This is a genomic window from Citrobacter sp. C5_2 (genome assembly GCF_014596845.2).
Classification (GTDB): domain Bacteria; phylum Pseudomonadota; class Gammaproteobacteria; order Enterobacterales; family Enterobacteriaceae; genus Citrobacter; species Citrobacter werkmanii.
The window spans coordinates 1,743,654-1,765,237 of sequence record NZ_CP115032.1 but is presented as its reverse complement, the minus strand read 5'-3'; the positions used below and the strand labels follow the sequence as shown (position 1 = coordinate 1,765,237).

The 21,584-nt window shown below is 50.9% G+C and carries 20 protein-coding genes and 1 tRNA gene; 8 read left to right on the top strand and 13 right to left on the bottom strand.

Going from position 1 to position 21,584, the window contains the following annotated elements; translation table 11 throughout:
• Positions 1 to 247: 247 nt before the first annotated feature.
• Positions 248 to 1,438, bottom strand: coding sequence for a Bcr/CflA family multidrug efflux MFS transporter (locus ICA20_RS08535; RefSeq protein WP_038642060.1), 1,191 nt, complete (start codon positions 1,436 to 1,438; stop codon positions 248 to 250).
• A 15-nt stretch (positions 1,439 to 1,453) separates the two neighbouring features.
• Positions 1,454 to 2,161, bottom strand: a complete 708-nt coding sequence (gene rsuA, locus ICA20_RS08530; protein ID WP_038642062.1) for a 16S rRNA pseudouridine(516) synthase RsuA — start codon at positions 2,159 to 2,161, stop codon at positions 1,454 to 1,456.
• A gap of 151 nt (positions 2,162 to 2,312) precedes the next feature.
• Here rsuA and ICA20_RS08525 point away from each other — a divergent pair, with 151 nt between their 5' ends.
• Positions 2,313 to 4,073, top strand: a complete 1,761-nt coding sequence (locus ICA20_RS08525) for a DEAD/DEAH box helicase (protein ID WP_038643260.1) — start codon at positions 2,313 to 2,315, stop codon at positions 4,071 to 4,073.
• A 124-nt stretch (positions 4,074 to 4,197) separates the two neighbouring features.
• Positions 4,198 to 4,482: a 50S ribosomal protein L25 gene (gene rplY / locus ICA20_RS08520; RefSeq protein WP_006683755.1), complete on the top strand. Its 285-nt coding sequence runs from the start codon at positions 4,198 to 4,200 to the stop codon at positions 4,480 to 4,482.
• Positions 4,483 to 4,600: 118 nt separating this feature from the next.
• Here rplY and yejK read toward each other — a convergent pair whose 3' ends face one another.
• Complete coding sequence (yejK, locus tag ICA20_RS08515; protein WP_006683753.1) at positions 4,601 to 5,608, bottom strand: nucleoid-associated protein YejK; 1,008 nt, start codon at positions 5,606 to 5,608, stop codon at positions 4,601 to 4,603.
• A gap of 134 nt (positions 5,609 to 5,742) precedes the next feature.
• Here yejK and ICA20_RS08510 point away from each other — a divergent pair, with 134 nt between their 5' ends.
• From ICA20_RS08510 to ICA20_RS08495, 4 genes are all read left to right on the top strand, one after another.
• On the top strand, positions 5,743 to 5,970 hold the full coding sequence (locus ICA20_RS08510) for a YejL family protein (protein WP_003027506.1): 228 nt from the start codon (positions 5,743 to 5,745) through the stop codon (positions 5,968 to 5,970).
• A gap of 31 nt (positions 5,971 to 6,001) precedes the next feature.
• Positions 6,002 to 7,762, top strand: coding sequence for an LPS biosynthesis-modulating metalloenzyme YejM (gene yejM, locus ICA20_RS08505; protein WP_038642064.1), 1,761 nt, complete (start codon positions 6,002 to 6,004; stop codon positions 7,760 to 7,762).
• Between the two features lie 74 nt (positions 7,763 to 7,836).
• Positions 7,837 to 7,913: transfer RNA gene (locus ICA20_RS08500), tRNA-Pro, on the top strand.
• Between the two features lie 275 nt (positions 7,914 to 8,188).
• Positions 8,189 to 8,860, top strand: coding sequence for an SOS response-associated peptidase (locus tag ICA20_RS08495; RefSeq protein WP_038642066.1), 672 nt, complete (start codon positions 8,189 to 8,191; stop codon positions 8,858 to 8,860).
• On the opposite strand, the gene ICA20_RS08490 is transcribed toward ICA20_RS08495, so the two are convergent.
• Together ICA20_RS08490 and ICA20_RS08485 are read right to left on the bottom strand one after the other, a co-directional pair.
• Positions 8,853 to 10,121, bottom strand: a complete 1,269-nt coding sequence (locus ICA20_RS08490; RefSeq protein WP_038642069.1) for a Y-family DNA polymerase — start codon at positions 10,119 to 10,121, stop codon at positions 8,853 to 8,855. The genes ICA20_RS08495 and ICA20_RS08490 overlap by 8 nt on opposite strands.
• Position 10,122: 1 nt before the next feature.
• Positions 10,123 to 10,542: a translesion error-prone DNA polymerase V autoproteolytic subunit gene (locus ICA20_RS08485; protein ID WP_038642071.1), complete on the bottom strand. Its 420-nt coding sequence runs from the start codon at positions 10,540 to 10,542 to the stop codon at positions 10,123 to 10,125.
• Between the two features lie 77 nt (positions 10,543 to 10,619).
• Between ICA20_RS08485 and ICA20_RS08480 the strand changes: the two genes are divergently transcribed.
• Positions 10,620 to 10,862: a DinI family protein gene (locus tag ICA20_RS08480; RefSeq protein WP_038642073.1), complete on the top strand. Its 243-nt coding sequence runs from the start codon at positions 10,620 to 10,622 to the stop codon at positions 10,860 to 10,862.
• 138 nt (positions 10,863 to 11,000) lie between these two features.
• On the opposite strand, the gene ICA20_RS08475 is transcribed toward ICA20_RS08480, so the two are convergent.
• From ICA20_RS08475 to ICA20_RS08450, 6 genes are read right to left on the bottom strand one after another with little or no spacing between them, the layout of a single operon-like run.
• The gene (locus ICA20_RS08475; protein WP_038642075.1) at positions 11,001 to 12,443 is read right to left on the bottom strand and encodes a hypothetical protein; all 1,443 of its coding nucleotides are present in this window, start codon (positions 12,441 to 12,443) and stop codon (positions 11,001 to 11,003) included.
• Between the two features lie 9 nt (positions 12,444 to 12,452).
• Positions 12,453 to 13,397, bottom strand: coding sequence for a DUF6453 family protein (locus ICA20_RS08470; RefSeq protein WP_149282278.1), 945 nt, complete (start codon positions 13,395 to 13,397; stop codon positions 12,453 to 12,455).
• 8 nt (positions 13,398 to 13,405) lie between these two features.
• Positions 13,406 to 16,126, bottom strand: coding sequence for a DUF1983 domain-containing protein (locus tag ICA20_RS08465; RefSeq protein ID WP_038642079.1), 2,721 nt, complete (start codon positions 16,124 to 16,126; stop codon positions 13,406 to 13,408).
• Positions 16,126 to 16,524, bottom strand: a complete 399-nt coding sequence (locus ICA20_RS08460; protein WP_038642081.1) for a hypothetical protein — start codon at positions 16,522 to 16,524, stop codon at positions 16,126 to 16,128. Before ICA20_RS08460 ends, ICA20_RS08465 begins: the two co-directional genes overlap by 1 nt.
• A 6-nt stretch (positions 16,525 to 16,530) precedes the next feature.
• A complete protein-coding gene (locus tag ICA20_RS08455) occupies positions 16,531 to 17,115 on the bottom strand; it encodes a hypothetical protein (protein ID WP_038642083.1) in 585 nt (194 codons plus the stop codon).
• The gene (locus ICA20_RS08450; protein WP_038642085.1) at positions 17,115 to 17,708 is read right to left on the bottom strand and encodes a hypothetical protein; all 594 of its coding nucleotides are present in this window, start codon (positions 17,706 to 17,708) and stop codon (positions 17,115 to 17,117) included. Before ICA20_RS08450 ends, ICA20_RS08455 begins: the two co-directional genes overlap by 1 nt.
• A gap of 162 nt (positions 17,709 to 17,870) precedes the next feature.
• Here ICA20_RS08450 and ICA20_RS08445 point away from each other — a divergent pair, with 162 nt between their 5' ends.
• Positions 17,871 to 18,122, top strand: coding sequence for a hypothetical protein (locus ICA20_RS08445; RefSeq protein WP_038642087.1), 252 nt, complete (start codon positions 17,871 to 17,873; stop codon positions 18,120 to 18,122).
• Here ICA20_RS08445 and ICA20_RS08440 read toward each other — a convergent pair.
• Together ICA20_RS08440 and ICA20_RS08435 are read right to left on the bottom strand one after the other, a co-directional pair.
• On the bottom strand, positions 18,094 to 18,240 hold the full coding sequence (locus ICA20_RS08440; RefSeq protein ID WP_155268631.1) for a hypothetical protein: 147 nt from the start codon (positions 18,238 to 18,240) through the stop codon (positions 18,094 to 18,096). The two genes, ICA20_RS08445 and ICA20_RS08440, sit on opposite strands and share 29 nt — an antisense overlap.
• 40 nt (positions 18,241 to 18,280) lie before the next feature.
• Positions 18,281 to 21,571, bottom strand: coding sequence for a phage tail tape measure protein (locus ICA20_RS08435; protein WP_038643263.1), 3,291 nt, complete (start codon positions 21,569 to 21,571; stop codon positions 18,281 to 18,283).
• Between the last annotated feature and the right edge of the window lie 13 nt (positions 21,572 to 21,584).

Genomic DNA, 21,584 nt, shown 5'->3' with positions numbered 1-21,584 from the left:
AACGTTTACACCCATGTCCATATGCTGCTTTCCGAACCAGGTATTTAAATTTATTCAATGGTTCTGGCAAATTTCCGGGCTATATGTACTCGTTTCTGCGATCTAACTCAACCTTTTTAACTACAATGATGTGACTTTTTACATAAATTGATTTTACATAAAATAAACATAAGCAGGAGAATTGATAGATTTGCGGTTGATATACATCAACTCTGGAGGCCTTATGACCTCCAGGTTGTGTATTAGATCACCGTTTTTTAGCGCGACTGGCGTAGAGATAGAAGAGAATAGAGCTGGTGGCGCAAAACGCTATCGACCAAATCATCGGCCAGGCCGAGTTAAAGGTCGCCAGAGACAACAGTGCCCCAACAATAGCGCCAATGCCAAATCTGAACGTCCCCGCCAAAGATGATGCCGTTCCCGCCATGTGCGGGAATTCATCCAGGATGACCGCCATCGCGTTAGATGACACCATCGACACGCAGCCGACAAATGCCGCCACGCCCACCACCAGCGCCCAAAAACCTACCCCGAACAGCGCACTGAAAACCATCCAGCCCGCCATCACAAACTGGATCCACAGCCCCGCACGGAACATATTCAATGCCCCAACCCGGCGAACAAAGCGGCTGTTGATGATGGTCATCACGAACAGGAAAACAATATTCAGCGCGAAGTAGTAACCGAAATGCTGCGGTGAAACATGGTTAATCTCGATGTAGACAAAAGGCCCGGCGCTAAGGAAAGAAAACATTCCGGCAAAGCTGAACCCGCTGGCCAGCATATAGCTCAGTACGCGCTTATGACGAAACAACGAGGCAAAGTTGCCAAGAGTAGTGCGCAAGCGAAACGGCTGGCGACGCTCTACGGGCAATGTTTCTTTGATCAGCGTAAAGATCATCACTGAAGCCAGAATAGCCGCCACGGCGAGGATCCAAAAGATATAGTGCCAGCTCAGCCATACCAGCACCCAGCCGCCCACAATGGGCGCCAGCAATGGCGCTATCGTGGTGACCAACATGACGAATGACATCATGCGCGAGAACTCTTCCTTCGGATAGATATCGCGCATCAGGGCGTTGATAACCACGCTCGCCGCCGCAGCCGCCAGACCATGGAAGAAACGCATTATGATCAGTTGATCGATAGTTTGCGCCAGCGCACAGGCAACTGCCGCCGCCGCAAACACCAGCGTTCCGCCCAGTATTACCGGCTTACGCCCAATGCTGTCTGCCATTGGACCATACAGCAACTGCCCCACCGCAAAACCTAAAATATAGGTACTGAGGGTCATCTGCGCGCTACCGGCAGGCACACCAAACTGTTCAGAGATAACAGGCAGCGCCGGAAGATACATATCAATCGACAACGGCATCAGCATGGCTAACAAGCCAAGGATAAAGACAATGGCCATTGACGAGTTCTGCCGGGTGGTCACATTTAGCTCCTGAGATTAACGCGGGGTTAAGTTAACGCTGGCAATTTCTTCTTCAGTTAATGGACGGTATTCGCCAGGCTCAAGGTCATCATCAAGCTTAATGGCGCCGATCCGTTCACGGTGCAGTGCAACAACGTGGTTCCCCACGGCGGCAAACATGCGTTTCACCTGATGATAGCGCCCTTCGCTGATGGTCAATCGCACCTGAGTTGGCGTAATGACTTCCAGCACGGCCGGCTTTGTCAGGTCTTTTTCGTTATGCAGTTGTACGCCACGGGCAAACTGCTCGGCGGTATCATCCGCCACCGGCGATTCCAGCGTCACCAGATAGGTTTTCTCACAATGGTGACGTGGCGAAGTGATGCGATGCGACCACTGTCCGTCATCGGTCATCAGCACCAGTCCGGTGGTGTCGATATCCAGACGGCCTGCCGCATGTAATTTGTATGCGACGGGTTCATCGAGGAAATAAAGAACCGTCGGGTGATCCGGATCATCCGTTGAACAAACATAGCCCTGCGGCTTATTCAGCATAAAATAGCGCGGGCCATTTTGTTGAACCAGGGAATTGCCGTCATATTCGACGTCATGTTCTGGCAGCAGCTTAAAAGCGCTATTTCTGACGATTTCACCGTCGACGGTAACGCGGTTAGCACGGATCTCACGCCCGGCAATAGCGCGGCTGACGCCGAGTTGCTGAGCGATAAATTTATCAAGTCGCATGAGTGTGATTTTTGCCTGTAAAAATACGAGAATCGGGTTTGCGCCCGAAAAGTGGGACTGTTATCCGCCCAGTATAGCGGCGTTACACCATCCCTCAAGGGAAATGATTCATGGCATACTATTCATTGTTACTGTTTACCTTAGTGAGCCCATGATTTTTACTCTTCGCCCGTACCAAAAAGAAGCCGTGGACGCCACGCTCAACCATTTTCGCCACCAGCGCACGCCGGCGGTTATCGTCCTGCCAACCGGCGCGGGCAAAAGCCTGGTGATAGCGGAACTGGCCCGCGTGGCGCGTGGTCGCGTGCTGGTACTGGCGCACGTCAAAGAGCTGGTCGCGCAAAACCACGCCAAATATTGCGCGTTGGGGCTGGAGGCCGATATTTTTGCCGCCGGGCTGAAGCGTAAAGAGAGCCACGGAAAAGTGGTATTTGGCAGCGTACAGTCGGTGGCGCGTAATCTGGATGCCTTTCAGGGAGAGTTTTCCCTGCTGATCGTCGATGAATGTCACCGCATCGGTGATGATGAAGAGAGTCAGTATCAGCAAATCCTCACTCACCTGACCAACGTCAATCCCCATTTACGCCTGCTGGGGCTTACCGCCACGCCTTTTCGTCTGGGTAAAGGCTGGATTTACCACTTTCATTATCACGGAATGGTGCGCGGCGATGAAAAAGCGCTGTTTCGCGACTGCATTTATGAATTACCGCTGCGCTATATGATTAAACACGGCTACCTGACGCCGCCGGAACGCCTCGACATGCCGGTCGTGCAGTATGACTTCAGCCGCCTGCAGGCACAAAGTAACGGCCTGTTCAGCGAGGCGGACCTTAATCGGGAATTAAAAAAGCAGCAGCGAATCACGCCGCATATCATCAGCCAGATTGTTGAGTTTGCCCAGACGCGCAAAGGGGTGATGATTTTCGCCGCCACCGTTGAACACGCCAAAGAAATTCTGGGCCTGCTGCCTGCTGACGATGCCGCACTTATTACCGGAGATACGCCGGGCGCGGAGCGTGACGTACTGATTGAAGATTTCAAAGCCCAGCGCTTTCGCTTTCTGGTGAATGTGTCGGTCCTGACTACCGGCTTCGATGCCCCACACGTCGACCTTATCGCCATTCTCCGCCCGACGGAATCAGTCAGCCTGTACCAACAAATTGTTGGTCGCGGACTGCGCCTGGCCCCAGGTAAAACCGACTGTCTGATCCTCGATTACGCGGGCAATCCCCATGACCTGTACGCCCCGGAAGTGGGCGCGCCGAAGGGAAAAAGCGACAACGTGCCGGTGCAGGTGTTTTGCCCTGCCTGCGGATTTGCCAACACCTTCTGGGGCAAAACAACGGCTGACGGCACGCTGATTGAACATTTTGGTCGCCGCTGCCAGGGATGGTTTGAAGATGATGACGGTCATCGCGAACAGTGCAACTTTCGTTTCCGGTTTAAAAATTGCCCGCAGTGCAACGCGGAAAATGACATTGCCGCCCGCCGCTGCCGTGAATGCGATACGGTGCTGGTCGACCCGGATGATATGCTGAAAGCGGCGTTGAGGCTAAAAGATGCGCTGGTCCTGCGCTGTAGCGGTATGGTGTTACAAAATGGCCAGGATGAAAAAGGCGAATGGCTAAAAATCACCTATTACGATGAAGACGGAGCCGACGTCAGCGAACGCTTTCGTCTACACACTCCCGCGCAGCGTACGGCATTCGAACAACTGTTTATTCGCCCGCACACCCGTACCCCCGGTATTCCCTTACGCTGGATAACCGCCGCCGATATCCTCGCCCAGCAGGCGCTGTTACGCCATCCTGATTTCGTGGTTGCGCGCATGAAAGGTCAGTACTGGCAGGTGCGTGAAAAGGTCTTCGATTATGAAGGTCGCTTTCGCCGGGCACATGAATTACGCGGTTAATTGTACTTTTGATTGATGTACCAGCCGTTTGAGTATAGAATCTCGCCCGCTTTTGCATACGCAAAGCAGATCACTTACCTGTTGCTGGGTCGCCTGTAGCAGGAATTATTAAAGAGAGATTTAAATGTTTACTATCAACGCTGAAGTACGTAAAGAGCAGGGTAAGGGTGCGAGCCGCCGCCTGCGTGCCGCTAACAAGTTCCCGGCAATCATCTACGGTGGCGCAGAAGCCCCGATTGCTATCGAACTGGATCACGATGCAGTTATGAACATGCAAGCTAAAGCTGAATTCTACAGCGAAGTTCTGACCATCGTTGTTGACGGTAAAGAAGTTAAAGTTAAAGCTCAGGCTGTACAGCGTCACGCTTTCAAGCCGAAGCTGACTCACATCGACTTCGTTCGCGCGTAATCGCCTGGAAGTTGAAGAAAACCCCGCCTCGGCGGGGTTTTTTTATGGAATTTTGTTCGCGATAAAGATGAATCACGCAGGCCGGATAAGGCGTTTGCGACCCATCCGGCAAACGGTTTTATTTCCCGCCCGACGTGCGGCGCTGGAGCTGGTCGCGCAGGTTCGGCGGCGTACCTTTGATGGTCAGGGTATCTGTAGCCGGATCCCAGAATATACGCTCGCCCAGCAGCATGGCGTCAAAATTAATGGTTAACCCACCGCCGCTGCCGGCAAATTTGGTTAATTGGCGCAACGTACTGCGATCCGCCGGGAAGCTCTCTTCCAGCTCATACCCTTTATCAGCAGCGAATTCGCTGAAGCTGACTTCACTGACGCCGGAAAGCTCTTTAGACAGCGACTCCAGCTCAATCTCTTCACCGGCCTGTAGCTGCTCGTTGCAGTAGCTGTACACCTGCTGCCGCACGTTCTGGCGCTCGGCTTTATCCAGTTGCGCCTCATTGGTGAAGTCATCGACCGCCTGCAGCAGACCGCGGTTTTGCGCTTTGGCATTCAGACCTTCGCTGGCGCCGAGAAAGTCCATGAAGAAATCGGCGACTTTGCGCCCTACCCGCCCTTTCAGGAACGTCAGATAGCGTGTGGACTCCGGATTGGTTTCCCACTCGGTTAAATCAATACGCGCCACGATGTCCGCATGATTGATATCCAGATAGTGCGTCGGATTGATATCCAGATTTTCATTGACGCGCATGCTGCTTAAATTGTTCAGTACGGCAACCAGCAGATACTCTACCGCCAGATAGCGGTAATGGCAGAACAAGACAATACCACCATCGGCAAAAGGATATTTCGCCAGCTCGTCCCGCAAACGCCCTGTCGCGGCACGGCTAAAGGCCAGAAAATCCTCTTCACCCTGACGCTGTAAACGCAGCGTTTGCGCCAGCTCGCTCTCTTCGCTGAACAGGCCATAGGCTTTATTCTTGGCGCTATACACCCGATGCAGTTCAGCCATCATATCGACAACGGTCGCTGTCGGTTCCAGTAATGAATCGCGCAAGACCAGCTCAAGGTTTTGCTCATCACGTTTGATAAGCTGGTGCAGGGCAATCTGGTTGATATCCAGACTCATGATAAACTCTCCTTTTAGACCGGGCGGTATTCAACCACCTGCCGGGCAGTGACGCAATAGAAGATAAAAAAGCAGAAAAAAAACTGTCCGTACGGTAATATGTTGCCCTTTCATGAACAGACTGATTTCGATTTATGCCACAAATTTCCCGCTATAGTGACGAGCACGTTGAACAACTGCTGAATGAGATGCTCAACGTACTGGAAAAACATAAGGCGCCGACCGATCTTTCCCTGATGGTACTGGGAAACATGGTGACTAACCTTATCAATACAAGCATCGCACCGGCCCAGCGCCAGGCGATTGCCAACTCTTTTGCCCGCGCATTACAGTCTTCGGTAAACGACGACCAAGCGCATTAAGAGCCTGATCCGGGGAAACGAACAACAGTTTATGGTAACTCATCGTCAGCGCTACCGTGAGAAAGTCTCCCAGATGGTTAGCTGGGGGCACTGGTTTGCTTTGTTCAACATTCTGTTGGCCATGGTACTCGGTAGCCGTTACCTGTTTGTCGCCGACTGGCCGACTACGCTTGCAGGGCGCGTTTATTCCTACCTGAGCGTTGTCGGGCATTTTAGCTTCCTGGTGTTTGCCACCTATCTGCTGATCCTGTTTCCCCTGACGTTTATCGTCATGTCCCAGAGGCTGATGCGATTCTTATCAGCAATCCTGGCGACAGCTGGCATGACGTTGTTGTTAATCGACAGCGAAGTTTTTACCCGCTTCCACCTGCACCTCAACCCGATCGTCTGGGAACTGGTCATTAACCCTGACCAGAATGAAGCGGCGCGTGACTGGCAACTGATGTTTATCAGCGTGCCGGTTATTCTGTTAATCGAAATGCTGTTTGCGACCTGGAGCTGGCAAAAACTACGCAGCCTGACGCGTCGTCGCCATTTTGCTAAACCGTTAGCCGCATTCTTCTTCGTTTCCTTTATCGCCTCGCATGTGGTGTACATCTGGGCAGACGCCAATTTCTATCGCCCTATTACCATGCAACGCGCGAACCTGCCGCTCTCCTACCCGATGACGGCACGCAAGTTTCTGGAAAAACATGGTCTGTTGGATGCGCAAGAATATCAACGCCGCCTGATCGAGCAGGGAAACCCGGAAGCGGTTTCCGTGCAGTACCCGCTCAGCGAACTGCGCTACCGCGATATGGGAACCGGACAGAACGTTCTGCTGATCACCGTAGACGGCCTGAACTACTCCCGTTTTGAAAAACAGATGCCAGCGCTGGCTGAATTCGCTGAGCAGAATATCGCCTTTACGCGTCACATGAGCACAGGCAACACCACGGATAACGGGATTTTTGGTCTGTTCTATGGCGTTTCTCCAAGCTATATGGACGGCATTTTGTCGACCCGAACGCCTGCGGCGCTGATCTCTGCGCTGAACCAGCAGGGATATCAGTTGGGGCTATTCTCCTCGGATGGCTTTACCAGCCCACTTTATCGCCAGGCGCTACTGTCAGATTTCTCTATGCCGAGCGTGCAAACGCAGTCTGACGAGCAGACCGCCAGCCAGTGGATCAACTGGCTGGGCCGCTACGCGCAGGAAGATAACCGCTGGTTCTCCTGGGTCTCCTTTAACGGGACGAACCTGAACGACAGTAACCAGAAGAACTTTGCCAAACGCTACGCCAATGCCGCTCAGGATGTGGATGCCAACATTAACCGGATCCTTAGCGCCCTGCGCGACTCCGGTAAACTGAACAACACGGTGGTGATTATTACCGCGGGTCGGGGCGTACCGCTGACTCAGGAAGAGAACAATTTTGCCTGGTCGCGCGGTCATCTGCAGGTTCCTCTGATTATTCACTGGCCGGGAACACCTGCTCAGCGCATCAATAGCCTGACCGATCATACGGACCTGATGACGACGCTCATGCAACGTCTGCTCCACGTCAGCACGCCAGCTAACGAGTACTCGCAGGGCCAGGATTTGTTTAATGCAACCCGCCGCCATTACTGGGTTACCGCCGCCGACGGCAGCACGCTGGCGATTACCACGCCAGAGATGACGCTGGTGCTTAACAACAACGGTAACTATCAGACCTATGATTTACACGGTGAGAAGATAAAAGATCAGAAACCGCAACTGAGCCTGCTGCTGCAAGTTCTGACGGATGAGAAACGATTTATTGCTAACTGATTAATTATAAATCAGTTAGCAAGCCATCCTCTTGCATTCACGCTGGAAAGCAGTAGTATTGTCAGCCATAGCGTCGGCACGTAGCGCAGCCTGGTAGCGCACCGTCATGGGGTGTCGGGGGTCGGAGGTTCAAATCCTCTCGTGCCGACCAAAAATCCTCTAAGAACCAGCCTGTTACGGCTGGTTTTTTTATGCCTGTTTTCTGAACGGGGAAGCAACGGGGAATTACGGGGGAATAATCCCGTCAAATGTCCCCCCGGATCGCTACCACACAAAGATTAAGTAACCTTTTCACTTTCGGAATTCATCAATTCACAAAACCATCATTCCGATTTACCTTACAAGCTCCTTTTAAATCTTTAACGGTGCGCACCACTTTTTCTTACTGCCCTATACTTTCAGTCTGACATATGGCTGGAGGTTTCTATGTGTGGACGCTTTTCACAGTCAATGACGCGTGAAGATTATCTTGCCCTGCTCGCTGATGAATCAGTACGCGATATTCCATACGATCCAGAACCCATCGGAAGATTCAATGTAGCGCCAGGAACAAAAGTTCTGCTTCTGAGCGAACGTGATGAGCAGCTGCATCTTGATCCAGTGATCTGGGGATACGCCCCCGGTTGGTGGGATAAACCGCCGCTCATTAACGCACGGTCTGAAACTGCGGCCACCAGCAGAATGTTTAAACCACTCTGGCAGCATGGCCGCGCGATTTGCTTTGCTGATGGATGGTTTGAGTGGAAAAAGGAAGGCGACAAGAAACAACCTTACTTTATTCACCGGGCAGACGGTAAGGCGATTTTTATGGCTGCGATCGGCAGCACACCATTCGAACGTGGAGATGAAGCAGAAGGTTTCCTGATAGTGACAGCTGCAGCCGACAAAGGGCTGGTAGATATTCACGACAGGCGGCCTCTGGTACTTTCACCAGAAGCCGCTCGCGAATGGATGAGGCAGGATACTGGAGGGAAAGAAGCTGCGGAAATTGCGGCCGACGGTTCCGTGTCGGCTGATAAATTTATATGGCATGCCGTAACGCGTGCTGTCGGGAATGTGAACAATCAGGGAGCAGATTTAATTAAGCCTGTTACTTAACCTGAAGCAGGTCCTCATAGCGGGTCGTGTATCGTGGTGACAGCATCTCTCTCTTCATCGCCCATTGTTGCTGGATCCCCTGTCCGGCGAAATAAAGCGCCCCCTTTCCTTCCTTTGCATTCAGATGATCCAGAACTTCCATCAATTTCTCACTACCCCGGCGCGGCGCATTGTCATCGAACAGATTCAACTGGGCGATGCCCTGACTGAAGAAGTCCCCCAGCATTACCCCGGCTTTCTGATATCTGTGCCCGTCTTTCCATATTGCATCCAGACTCCGCGTCGCTGCTGCAATGATATCCCGGCTGTCCTGTGTCGGGGTGAGCAGCTTCACCGACGCGCTGTTACCGTAGTACGGTTCGTTCAACGCAAAGGGTGACGTTTTAACAAAAGTAGATATGAAGCGGCAATACTGATGCTCTCCACGTAACTTTTCTGCTGCGCGCGACGCATAACTGCAGATGGCCTGTCGCATAGAGTCATAATCCGTAATACGTTCCCCGAATGATCTGGAACAGACAATTTCCTGCTTTACGGGGGCAAATTCCTCCAGTTCGAGACAGGGTTCGCCGCGCAGTTCGCGCACCGTTCTCTCGAGGACAACATTAAAGTGCTTCCGGATAAAACGAATATCAGTATCAGCCAGATCCAGAACCGTTTTAATCCCCATAGCCTCCAGCTTTTTGCTGATACGGCGCCCTACTCCCCAGACCTCATCAACCGGCAGTGCAGCCATCAGTTTGCGCTGGCGATCCAGGTTAGATAAGTCCACCACCCCACCCGTTTGTCTCTGCCATTTTTTGGCGGCATGATTCGCCAGTTTCGCCAGCGTCTTTGTCTGAGCAATACCAACGCCAACCGCCAGACCCGTATTTTGATAAACAGCGTCTTTTAATTCCTGCCCAAACTCCTGCAGAACCCGGCAGTTTCTTACACCTGTCAGGTCACAGAAGGCTTCATCAATTGAATATATTTCGCAGCGGGGAGACATTGCCTCCAGCGTGGACATTACTCTGCTGGACATATCTGCATAAAGCTCGTAATTGCTGCTGAAACAAACCACACCATATCGACGGAATAAGTCCTTCTGCCTGAAATACGGATCCCCCATTTTCACACCAGCTCTTTTGGCTTCAGCGTTGCGGGCGATCACGCAGCCATCGTTATTTGACAGAACAACTACCGGCCTGCCTTTCAGATCTGGCCGGAATGCAGTCTCGCAACTCGCATAAAACGAGTTCACATCAACCAGGGCAAACATATCAGCTTGCCGCTTTCACGATAAACGTCACAACCCCAAAGATATCCAGCGTATCTTCGCTGTTTATCATAATGGGTGCATAGGAGCTGTTTTCAGGAACAAGCATAAGTATTGGGTGCAGCTGAAGACGTTTAACCGTGAACTCGCCATCAATGGCAGCGATAACAATATCTCCATGTGCAGGCTTTCTGGAACGGTCGACGACCAGCAAATCGCCATTCCCGATCCCCGCTCCAGTCATAGAATCACCGGATGACTTCACGAAATATGTTGCACATGGGTGCTGAACTAATAGTTCATTGAGATCAATGCGTTGTTCAACGTAATCATGCGCCGGGGAGGGAAAACCGCATGAAACAAGATCACTAAATAAAGGAAGCGCAACTATCTGGCGCAACTCAGCTGGTGAATAAAACTTCATAATAAACTCACTCGCATTTATACTGTTTATACATACAGTATATACTGGCATTAAACACAGTAAAGAGGAGTTAAAGCATGTTCGTGGAACTCGTTTATGACAAAAGGAATTTTGATGGGCTGCCCGGTGCAAAAGATATCATCCTAGGCGAATTGAGTAAGAGGGTTCACCGGATCTTCCCCGATGCTGATGTTCGGGTAAAACCGATGATGACACTGCCGGCGATCAACACTGACGCCAGCAAGCATGAGAAGGAACAGATAAGCCGTACTGTTCAGGAAATGTTTGAAGAGGCTGATATGTGGCTGGTTTCAGATTAAACGCCTTGAACCGTCATATTGCTTAAGTACAATCCGCCGTGACTGGCAATCATTCAATACTCGCACTATCGAATGTTCGCCAGTCGGTCGCAGCCATGCTCTTGCATACGGCGTGGCTGCGGCAACTGCCAATTTGTCCTACTGAGCCTCCTGCTGATTTTGCTGGCTTTCCAGTTCAGCTTTTACCATCGCCTCCTGAGCCTCTTTCGCCTCTCTTTGTCTCTGTTGCCAGATGCTGTCTTCCGGCATTTCCACACGTACGGAAACATAAGAATCCGCCGGGATGTCGACTGGCTCACCGTCAGCTACTGTCTCAGTAAATACACCGTTAATATCAGTACTTCCTATCCGGTTCTGAGCAAACGTTGGTGCTAGGGGATAAACCCGGTGATATGTCCTGACCAGGATTGAACCATCAGCATTGACTTTGTAATCCAGCCAGATGCGGGGCTGCTTGTTTCTGTCGACTGGGATTTCGAAACCACCATCTATTCCTCCCCATGCTGCATCAGAACTCAGACCGATACATCCGTTTATGAGATACTCGCCCTTCGCAGTCCTGATAACAGAGACCCCCTCCGACTCCTCATTGGTAGTAAATTTTCCGCTTCCAAAAATATTGACGATCGGTGATGCCTGCTTGATAAAACCGTTGCTGTCTACGCTTGTATTTGCCTCGGTTCTTAATTTATAAAATCGGGAGAAATACCATGCACCACCAGCCAGTGCTGCCCCACGGAAACCGATATTAATACCCTTACAGGCAATCTGAAAAGATGTATCAGCCCCTGACTGATCATGCCATCCCCGGTTATTAATCAGCCCGACTGCATCCGTGGCACCAAACCCAGATTGTGGGAGACTCGAACCTTTTGTCAGTCCACCTGATATCCCCTTTGGATAATTCTCCATCGAATCATATGCAGAGATTAAACGAAAATCAGTCACAGCCTGCATGGCGACTAGCTTTTCCCCTGACTGGTAATTTTTTAATGAATCATCGGCGTCTCTTGTCGCTGCCGATTTCAGTTCCAGCGCCTGCCGTCCACCAGCAGCATCTTTCGCCCCCGTCCCACCCTGGGCAATTGACAGCGGAGTAGTGAGCCCGTTTAGGCTGGTAATGTCAGAGTTAGCACCTTTCTTTGCCAGGCCTTTCAGTGTATCTGTTATACCGCTCAGTGTGGCTGCAATACCGCCCCATGCAGGCCCGGTGAATGAACTGCCATCCGGCAATTTTACCGTGACATCTCCACTGCTGCTGAATATCAGTTGCCAGTTCTGTTTGTCGTAATTCAGCCCCCGCAGCGCCTCCGTGTTCTGCACCACCATTGCGGCAGTGACCATATTCAGCGCCACACGGGAAACGGCATCCCAGGCCAGGTTATTTGCTGTCGGACCAGTAAAGGCACTGACCAGTGTCAGCGAATCATTGCTTTCGATGGATTTTACCGGAAGGGTGTAGGCTATGCCGCCCACCACAGAAACGACAAAGTCACCAGGCTGAAGCGTCGTACTAAAAGAGGCCTGATAGCCAAGAACTGTTGCCGAGTTATGAGTTAACTGAATAACACCTGCTGACATGGTGATTCCTTAATACATGTTCGGAAGAATAAGAATGGGCATGGCGATATTTCTGTTTCGGGTCATATCCCATGAACCGGAGTTACGGTCCGCAAATACTTTGTTGTAGGCTGACCTGACGCTACCGCCTGACATGACCACGCCTTTGGTTCTGATATTTCCCCATCCACCAATCATTCGTACCTGAACGCCGGTATAGACTATCTGGCAGAATCCACCGCCAATATCCTGAAAGGCGTCAGTAATCTGAATTTGGCGGTCATAGACAAACGGGCGTTTCAGCGTGGAGAACGTGACCTGGCCTGCGGCGTTGGTCATTGTGATACCGTCGCCACCGACAGGAGCCGTCTGGTTGAATATCACCAGGTCAATCGTCGCTGTGCCTTCTAAGTCATCACGCCCTGTGTAGGAAATATCGCGCACGATGATGTTGCCGCCGTCAAACCCCACCGACACATTCGGGTTATCCCATTTCCCAAAAGGAATACCGCTCACCGGAAGCGGCGCACTGCCACTAACCGTAATGCGCCCGGAAAAAGCGCAGGTCATCAGCGCGGCCTGGTTGGATATCGCAGTGAAGTCAGTCGAGTTTGAAATAAACAGCCCTTCGTTATAAGTCGTCGCGGGCAGTAGCTCCATGACGTAGCCTGACCAGTCAGGGATAAGGCTTTTTCCGCCGATTGTCTCAGCACCGATAATCACTCCTGAATCACCGTTTCGGGTGACGCTGATCATAATGGCCACATCAAATTCAGCGAAGGAATAGATGTAAATGGGATTGGTGGGTACCACGATAGCCAGTGAGCCGGGAACAAGTGGCGTATTGACCGGGTACTGCATTGACTGGGATGACCAGCCCGAGAAGGATGTGCAAAAACTTGGGGCACGCAGCCCTGCAGTAATTGCCATTGCCGGGCGTCCATCATTGTAGTCGATCAGAATTCCTTCAGGCATAGTTCACCTTATGTCCAGCGTCCAACAACAACGCGACCACCTCCCGAGAGATTTACAGTGATCCCGTTTCCGTCAATGCGAGTAACGTTATTCACTCCGTTAAATGCAAACTCACCACTGTCGGCATAGAGTTTTCCATGGAATTCTGGGCTACCAGATTTCGGTAAATTCCATCCACGCCCACTACCACCGGGGACGAAGTTCGCAGACTGAAGTGAGTCGGTAATTTTCGCAAAATCGATGGATGCTTCCTGAATTAATGCGCTGCGAATAAATACCTGCCCGTTATCGACAAAAAATGCAGCCTGCCAGTTACCTGGATTGTTACCGGAGTAAATACCGAACTGATCGGCGGCAAATACAACTGTGGATTTATAGCTGTTTCCTGATGGCTCAATAGACATGCCAAATCCGGTATTGTATTTAACACCGTCTCGCACAATGCCCATATTCAGGGTGTAAGAGGCTTTGGCTGTTCCGTCACTTTTTACTTCAGCCGTCATTTTCTGGTTGACCGCAGAAGTCAGGCTTCCTTCCGGTCCTATTTGAGCCTGTACATAGGTGGATAAATCAGCAAGCCCCTGCTCTGCGGTTGCGACTGTTGTTTTCACAATCAATATGTCCGCGCGAACCTCACCGTACTGCACCCACTGATGTTCAACGGTTCCGTGGTTTGCCAGCGCATTTTCCATAATGCCTTCCAGATTCGTATCAACACCGGACTTAATATTCTGGAACGCATCAGAGTTCTGAATCTGATCATCTATGATGTCAATCAGCCCGCCCGTGTCCATAGAGCACAACGCCGGAACTTCGATAAAACCGGATGCACCAAAGGCGTTAACCGTTCTGATGTACCAGTAATAGGTATGTCCAACCTGTAGCTGATTGCTTGTCCAGGTTGTTCCCATCCCCTCCCGGCTGGCATTCCCTTCCACGGTCGCTGTTGAGGTATCAGGTAGTTTCGTTTCACCTGACGTCCAGAAATCAAACTGCGTGGAAACATTAGTGATCGCCGCCAGACGCGGGATCAGCGTGACGGCAAAGAATCCCTGCTCAATATCAACATGGGAAGGTGCTGGCGGGGCTTCAATGCTGAATTCCAGATACCCTTCTGGCGATTCTGCCCCCATCTGGTTTACGGCAATAACGTGGGCTGTGTAGGTATTTTTCGGTAACCCGGTAAGACGCGTGAACGTCCCCGGAACCTGGACTGACATCACCATCTGACCATTGCGGCGAATGACCACTTTGTTGTAGACCACCTGACCGATGTTTTGCCAGGACAGAATGCCCTGCACGACCTGGCCAATTTCTTCCACGGTGTATTTCAGATTCTGCGGCTGCGCCACTCCGCCTGATGGCAACTGGGTGAACGGCGGCCGCTCAATCGGTTTACCAACAGCGTCGCCCCAGACATCTGCGGTTTCCTGCTTCAGCGTCAGTTGTACGCCATTCTGAACGCCGAACTTCCAGTCAGTTACCCGCATCTCAACATTCACGATACCGATAGACGGGAAATTAACCTTCACATACATTCCCGGGCGGTAACGGTACCCGCTCAGGTTTAACGTAACGTTCATGGTTCTGGCGATGCGGGTGCGTTTTAACTTCACGTCTGCCAGACGCTGGGCCTGAAATTCAGAGGTCACAAATCGCAGCTTCATATCCTGAGATATTTCCACGCCGTCTTCCGTCACCCATTCACTGACAGATACAGAAGGGAAATCCGCTTCGGTATAGCCCTGCTGCGGATCGACAAATGTCCCCTTGATAGTGTTAACACGTTCCGCCTGAGAGACTTCCGGCATGATTTCGATATCACCGGCCAGTTGGCTCTCAGTGATCACCTCTGTCGCAGGACCATAATAAGCCCCGACCAGAAGGCCATGTTTGCCCGCTGTATACGTTACATCCCCGGCGCATGCTGCCAGCATTCCTTCCAGAATACTGACCTTGTTTTCACTGAGATCGAACTCACCGTTGATGGTATAGCGCTTCTCAATGGTATTACCGCCAGTAATCACATCCTCATCACAGATATTCGCCGCGTCCTTAAACTGGTCCCAGAGAATATCGGTGTCGGGCACTTTCAGGTAATTGCGGTAATAGTCCAGGATAACCAGCGCCGCATTGTTGCTGTAACCCGTCAACCCGGTACGCGGGTCATAAACGGCACGCCCCTGTTTTTCTACCTTGATGTTAGGGATACCTGCCGGGAATTTTTCAGCGTTGAACTTCAGGGATACGCGCAGCCAGGTGATCCCTTTCCCGATCATGTCTTCTTTCCATGACGGGCAGTTTTCCAGCATGTAAGGGTCAGCCGTCTGGCGGTTGGTGTGCAGCTCGAAAAAGGCATGCTCAGGATAGCTACTGATCGGCTCATCACCCAGCCAGACAGTCTGAACGCCGGATAACGGGTGTCCCGCCAGGGCAATAGCCAGATGCAGCATTTCGCCATCATCCTGTTCGCCAGCCTGCTCTTCGGAAAAGAACAAAGTGCCCGCCGACGTTGAGCGACCATAAACAACGGTTTTGGCGCTGGCCGCTGCACGCAGAACCTGTTTGCGTTCAGACGTATCACGGTAGGAATTCAGCGACGGGGTCTTGGTCAGCGCCTGGGTGGCAATTTGAGCGGCGACGGTGATAACCATCGCAATGGCATACATTTCATTTGCCGCTGCCACACCTGCGGCAATGGTGGCAACTATAGGAACAGCAGCAGGCATTAACGTACCCTCCAGACACTCAACGGTTTAACCCGCAGACTGACAAGACCAGTTTCGCCAGGCACCCACACAACGCCGGAATACACCACCCCGGCACACCGCGCCCCGGCATTTTCAACAACGGCAATATCCCCGCGCTGCGCCAGATTCACCGGCACTTCATCGAGATACCGTGACAGCACCTTTTCAAGCGAACCGCCTCCTCGCAATATCGCCTTTTTCGCCCCATGCTCACTGTCGTAGGTTCCGCGCCAGCCTGTCGCAAAATCCTCGCCGCACATGGCCTGAGCACAGTCCGCCGCGAACAGGCAGCAGTCATGACTGCCCCATAAAAAAGGCCGCTTTTCAGCGGCCCTTATTACGGTAATTAATCTGTTATGCCAGTCCGGATGCTTCATGCTTCCTCACTTATAGGTAAATCCTGGTGCATCTTTTTTACTGCCCCAGTAAATCGAACGTTCAGACATCTGCGCCACATACCGGAATATGCGGTCGCCGGGATAAGCAGCCTGCTGCGATTCATCGGTATAGCGATCGGGGAAAGGACGCTGCCAGTCTTCAAAAATATTACTGATGGTGTACTGCAGGGCGTTCGTCCCGCCAGCGGTCGCTCCCGTACTGGATACCCGCCCTTTAAACAGGAGATCGGCAACCTGGACAACACCGTTATCATCCATGGCCACCAGATAGATTTCGGCATTTCTGCCCACGCATCGCTCATTCAGCGTAGTGGCAAAGAGGGCCATATCCAGACCTGAAAGGGTCATTTTGACCTGCGTCGGGCTGGTCGTGCTGGTCTCACTGGCATCATCAACAGACCCCATGCGCCCCATGCCGTAATAGACATGACCACCAAGAACCAGTGTTCCGGTACCGGAATGCACATAGACGGTGCCGGACTCAAACTGAATATTGGCGGCGATCGCGACCGTCACCCTGTCGCGGGATAACCAGTCCACCATCGAATCCGAAAAGGGGGAATACAGCATTAAAATGCCTCCTCAAACTCCAGGGTATAACTGGTAAAAACACCCGGCACACGGTTACCGGCGCCCTGCTGGTTATCCTTCAGTTTGAAAATGCCGTAGGGTTTCGCAACTTCAATAGCAGCATTAGCAGGTGGTGAGCTACGTAACATCGGCGCAAAGGCAATCATTGCGGTACCGTTCGCCGCGCTCGTCACGTCGGCTGTAACCATCTTCAGTTCGTCATTAACAGTAAAATAATCGCCCTGTCTGAGCACCACTGTTCCCGGCGTCCAGCCCTTACTCTGAAGCTGAGTACCTGTCTGATTAACTCCATCAACAACAGGCACGCCCGCTGGCGCTCTGCCACTTCTCCCCCAGTCGCTAACTTTTACCCTGCCATACTCACCATCAAGCGAAGCCACCAGAGCATCAATACGTCTGGATTTTTCGTCCGTCAGGTTATTGAAGGTCAGGGAACATACCCAGCGGGTACCAGGGAAGCGTGCTGTCTGCGATGCCCCATTGAATGGAGATCGAAAGGTTTTGGTATTACTTTCTGGTCGCCAGGTCAGTGACGCGGGACAGACATCTTCCGGCCATTCGAGTACAGCCATAAGTTCTCCTGCATTATTCTGCGCATGGCGGCGCTACTGATCATTTGTCAGGATGTTACTGATTTACATACCTGGTTATGGTTGTTACTCAGCCCGTCAGTGGTGGAACACTTGCGTACTCAATAATGAGGGATGGCTGATTACATCTGATAAGGAAAAGAAATGAATTACATGTTTGAAGAATCACTATCTGAAAATATGGCTACACCGGATGATACGACTTCAATTCACGTATTGAATGCCGCATACGCAGTACTTGCAAGAACATTGAATGATAAAATCCCCGGCTTTTCAGATGATCTACTTGCAAACTTAGACCGTGTTTACGCTCAAAATGAAGGTCAGCAATTTACCCAACTCGCAATAGCTCAACTTGCAATTAGAGTTAAAAAACTAACAGACGCACAAGGTTAACTCCTTCACGAGTGATGGTAATGCCGTCATCCGTGAGATGCATCTTCGCGGTCAGTTCTTTGGCCGCTTCTTTTTTAGTTTCTTTTTCCAGCGCTGCAACTCGTTGTTCTAAAGTCATACTGCCTCCCGCCTTTCGGCTTAATGAATATTAATAATGCTTACACGCCAAGCAATCGCCTTGCCTGACCTCTATTAGAGAAGTCCTGAAGCAAATCCTGACGCGCCTGCTTCGCACCGTCATTAGCACCCTGTCGCGCTGCTTCCTGCATAGCCTGCTTCAGTGCCGCATCCCCGTTACCAGATATGTTGAAGTGCTGATGAATAATCGTATCACCGCCACCTGACGTGGAACCCGGACTACCAACCATGCGAACACCCAGAGAACCATCAGCTGATCGTGTCAGTGGCATAATCGCTTCTGGCCCCGCCTCCCCCATGAGCCCTGCGCCTTTTGCAAAAGCAAAATATGTCGGAGTGCTAACAATGCTGTTGCTGTAAGCGCTCAGACTTTCAGAGGCATATGCACCACCTTTTGCATTCAGCTTTATGCCAGATGCGGCAGAGTTATAAGCGCCTGAAGGAGTGCTGCCAGATGCAGCGCCAGCACCCGCCCCAAACATGCCGCCGATTGAACTGAAAAAACCGCTGTTACTGGCGGACCGTAAAGAATCCACCAGCATCGCATTGAGGATAATTTTCTGCATAGACTGAAGCACCGAACTAGCCCAGTCTTCCCAGTCAACCTTATTACCGGCCAGTGCATCAGAAATGTTACCCACCAGCCCTGACATTGCGTTATTCACCAGGTCAGCAGACTGAGATGCGTAATCAGAAGCAGTGTCTGCCCAGTTCGCAAAACCTTCACGCATACCCGTTGTCCAGTCACTGCGCTGAGCGTCAGAAGCTGAGTAGTAAGCTTCCTGATCTCGTAACCGTTCATCGAGATAACGTTTATTCAGCGCCAGTTCCTGACGGTATAGGTCTTCCGAAATATCACCTGACTGGTACTGGCGCTGCAGATCAACGTTCTTCTGCTGAAATTCCTCCCTGATGCGTAGCATTTCCTGCATACGTTCACGCATTCGGCTTCCCTGTCCATACCCGGTAAGTTCTGCCTGGTTAGATGCTCGCGCGCTGGCGTTTGAGTCAGCGAGGTTGGCTTCATACGCCGCTAATTGTTCGCGGATTTTCTGCTGATCAATCAACGCGGCATTCTGCAACAGGGTTTGTTTTTGTGCCTCTGTGAGAGACGTAAGCTCACCCTGGCTAACCTGGTATTTCAGTTTTGCCAGTTCGGTATTCTGACCAGCCAGAGCGATTTGCTCTTTCTGCTGCTTAATGAGTTTGTCGTAAGTATCCGCCGTTTTTTCTGCATCCGACTTACCACGACTCTGCCGATTGCTATCCCGAATAGCCTGAAGCTTTCGTTCTCCTTCAACAGATAGATTTATATATTTTTCATATTGACCAGCAGGAAGATTAAGGTCAGACGCTTCAAATTCTGCCTGTCTTTTGGTTTTTTCAATCCCCTTTAAACCAGCTAATTCATTTTGCCGCTGCACTTTGTCCATAGCGGCCTGCTGTTTTTGGTCAAGGGTGGGCAAAACAGGACCTGCATAAGTAGGAGTAGGTGTTGGCATCGTCACTAGTCCAGTGACTTTGTTCAGCCGTGTATACATTTCCGTTAATGAGCCAACAGCACCAGCCATTTCAACGGTTTTATCTATTGCCTCACTCGTAATGTCGTTTATTAAGTCTTGAGTTTTATGACGCTTATTTAGCATCTGCTCAAGACGCCCCTCTTCAATTGCTAATTCTGATGCAAATGTTGCAGCTTTTTCAGTAGCATCATTATATAGCCACGTCCCCTCTGAGGCAGACTGCGCCGCTTGTTTGGCGTTATAGAGTTGGTTTGATAACTCTGCAATTTTTAGTTTTAGCTGCTCGATAGAATAATCTTGAGCATCAAGTGAAATATTAGCTTGCCCAAGGTTTGCCGATATCTGGGTTTGAGACATCGATTTTAAATTTTCTCTGACCTGTTCGATTGTGTCCGCATATTGGATAGCTGATTCACGAGCTTGTTCTTGCCGCTGGTACATTGTGTACCAGGCTCCCGCACCAAGCATCAAAATACCTGGTATTCCTCCGACTAACGAAAGCAGCCCGGATGCTCCGCTTTTAAACAGATTCATCGCTGAGGTTGCTTTATTAAGAGCATCCTGAGATGCAGAAACAGCACGGTTTGATTGAACCAACGTCGCATTAGCTGCAATCATCGCGCGACGCTTTATAATAGCGTTCTGTGTTGCCGTAGCCTCAGCGTTAGTATTTCTGGCAAGATCCAGCTCAGACTTAGCAAGCTGATAAGTACGTTCTGCGGCTATAGCATCAGCAGCGGCTTTACGCTGTGATTGAGTTGCGGACTCGGCACGAGCGGCCGCAAGGGCAATTTCATTTTTACGGGCGTCAATCAATTGCGCTGTTTGGTTCCCTATATCACCAAACATTCCACCTAGATATCTTGCACCGCCAATAGCAGCCAGTACCCCAGCAGCAGTAGCTACAGTGTCAATATTGCTTGAGACCGTATCGAGCACACTAACAAGGGCGCTAGTTGCCCCAGTGGCTTCATTCGCTCCACCAACCCATGCCATGAACGCGTTCTCAACCTTTGTAGTCGCAGCTGAAACAGTCTGAGGCATCGCTTCATACTCACCCCTGAGTGTTCCTAATTGACTTACAAGCGCAGGAACTACCTTGTCAGCGGTTAATTGTCCGGCATCAGCCATTGCTTTAAGATCTTTTCTGGCAACACCCATTCCCGCCGCCAGAGCACGGATTACGCGATCACCATTTTCATTAACAGAGTTGAATTCTTCACCGCGTAAAACTCCTTGAGCCAGCGCTTGGCTGAATTGAGTAATAACAGAACTAGCCTCAGATGTACTGGCACCTGATAACTTCAATCCAGTTGATATAGATTCTGTTATTTTTAATACTTCTTCTGAACTATATCCAAATTCACGCATTGATGCAGCGGAACGGGCAAATAAACTAGCATTATCTGAAAAAGCAGTTCCTGTACGCTGACTAATTTCCATCAGTGCTCGCTGGGATTCGCTAAAATCATCAGATGACTGTGATGCCTGTTTCAGTCGTGCATTCACTGAGTTCCACTCATCAGCAAGTGAAATTAGATGACCTGTAGCAAAAGCCCCTGCAAACGCGCCAGCCATACCCAATGCAGATGCTTTAGCGGTGTTAATCTGATTGGTTACTTCGGCAAGCGCTCTTTGTGTCTCGCGTGAATCTGCTGCAGCCTGGCGACCTCCAGTTTGCATTACGCGATAATAATCATTACCCATTCGAGAAGCGCGAGAAATTTCTGTCTGAAAGGACTGAGAATTCGCAGAAATTTTAATTATCAGTTCACGTAGAGTTGCCATAATCCACCTAATA

Excerpts from the sequence above, each read along its gene's own strand:
- ICA20_RS08495 (WP_038642066.1), top strand. The coding sequence starts at position 8,189 with ATGTGTGGACGCTTTTCACAGTCAATGACGCGTGAAGATTATCTTGCC.
- yejM (WP_038642064.1), top strand. The coding sequence starts at position 6,002 with ATGGTAACTCATCGTCAGCGCTACCGTGAGAAAGTCTCCCAGATGGTT.
- ICA20_RS08460 (WP_038642081.1), bottom strand. The coding sequence starts at position 16,524 with ATGAAGCATCCGGACTGGCATAACAGATTAATTACCGTAATAAGGGCC.
- ICA20_RS08450 (WP_038642085.1), bottom strand. The coding sequence starts at position 17,708 with ATGGCTGTACTCGAATGGCCGGAAGATGTCTGTCCCGCGTCACTGACC.
- ICA20_RS08435 (WP_038643263.1), bottom strand. The coding sequence starts at position 21,571 with ATGGCAACTCTACGTGAACTGATAATTAAAATTTCTGCGAATTCTCAG.
- ICA20_RS08485 (WP_038642071.1), bottom strand. The coding sequence starts at position 10,542 with ATGAAGTTTTATTCACCAGCTGAGTTGCGCCAGATAGTTGCGCTTCCT.
- ICA20_RS08445 (WP_038642087.1), top strand. The coding sequence starts at position 17,871 with ATGAATTACATGTTTGAAGAATCACTATCTGAAAATATGGCTACACCG.
- ICA20_RS08480 (WP_038642073.1), top strand. The coding sequence starts at position 10,620 with ATGTTCGTGGAACTCGTTTATGACAAAAGGAATTTTGATGGGCTGCCC.
- ICA20_RS08440 (WP_155268631.1), bottom strand. The coding sequence starts at position 18,240 with ATGACTTTAGAACAACGAGTTGCAGCGCTGGAAAAAGAAACTAAAAAA.
- ICA20_RS08465 (WP_038642079.1), bottom strand. The coding sequence starts at position 16,126 with ATGCCTGCTGCTGTTCCTATAGTTGCCACCATTGCCGCAGGTGTGGCA.
- ICA20_RS08490 (WP_038642069.1), bottom strand. The coding sequence starts at position 10,121 with ATGTTTGCCCTGGTTGATGTGAACTCGTTTTATGCGAGTTGCGAGACT.
- ICA20_RS08525 (WP_038643260.1), top strand. The coding sequence starts at position 2,313 with ATGATTTTTACTCTTCGCCCGTACCAAAAAGAAGCCGTGGACGCCACG.
- yejK (WP_006683753.1), bottom strand. The coding sequence starts at position 5,608 with ATGAGTCTGGATATCAACCAGATTGCCCTGCACCAGCTTATCAAACGT.
- ICA20_RS08475 (WP_038642075.1), bottom strand. The coding sequence starts at position 12,443 with ATGTCAGCAGGTGTTATTCAGTTAACTCATAACTCGGCAACAGTTCTT.
- rplY (WP_006683755.1), top strand. The coding sequence starts at position 4,198 with ATGTTTACTATCAACGCTGAAGTACGTAAAGAGCAGGGTAAGGGTGCG.
- ICA20_RS08455 (WP_038642083.1), bottom strand. The coding sequence starts at position 17,115 with ATGCTGTATTCCCCCTTTTCGGATTCGATGGTGGACTGGTTATCCCGC.
- ICA20_RS08510 (WP_003027506.1), top strand. The coding sequence starts at position 5,743 with ATGCCACAAATTTCCCGCTATAGTGACGAGCACGTTGAACAACTGCTG.
- rsuA (WP_038642062.1), bottom strand. The coding sequence starts at position 2,161 with ATGCGACTTGATAAATTTATCGCTCAGCAACTCGGCGTCAGCCGCGCT.
- ICA20_RS08470 (WP_149282278.1), bottom strand. The coding sequence starts at position 13,397 with ATGCCTGAAGGAATTCTGATCGACTACAATGATGGACGCCCGGCAATG.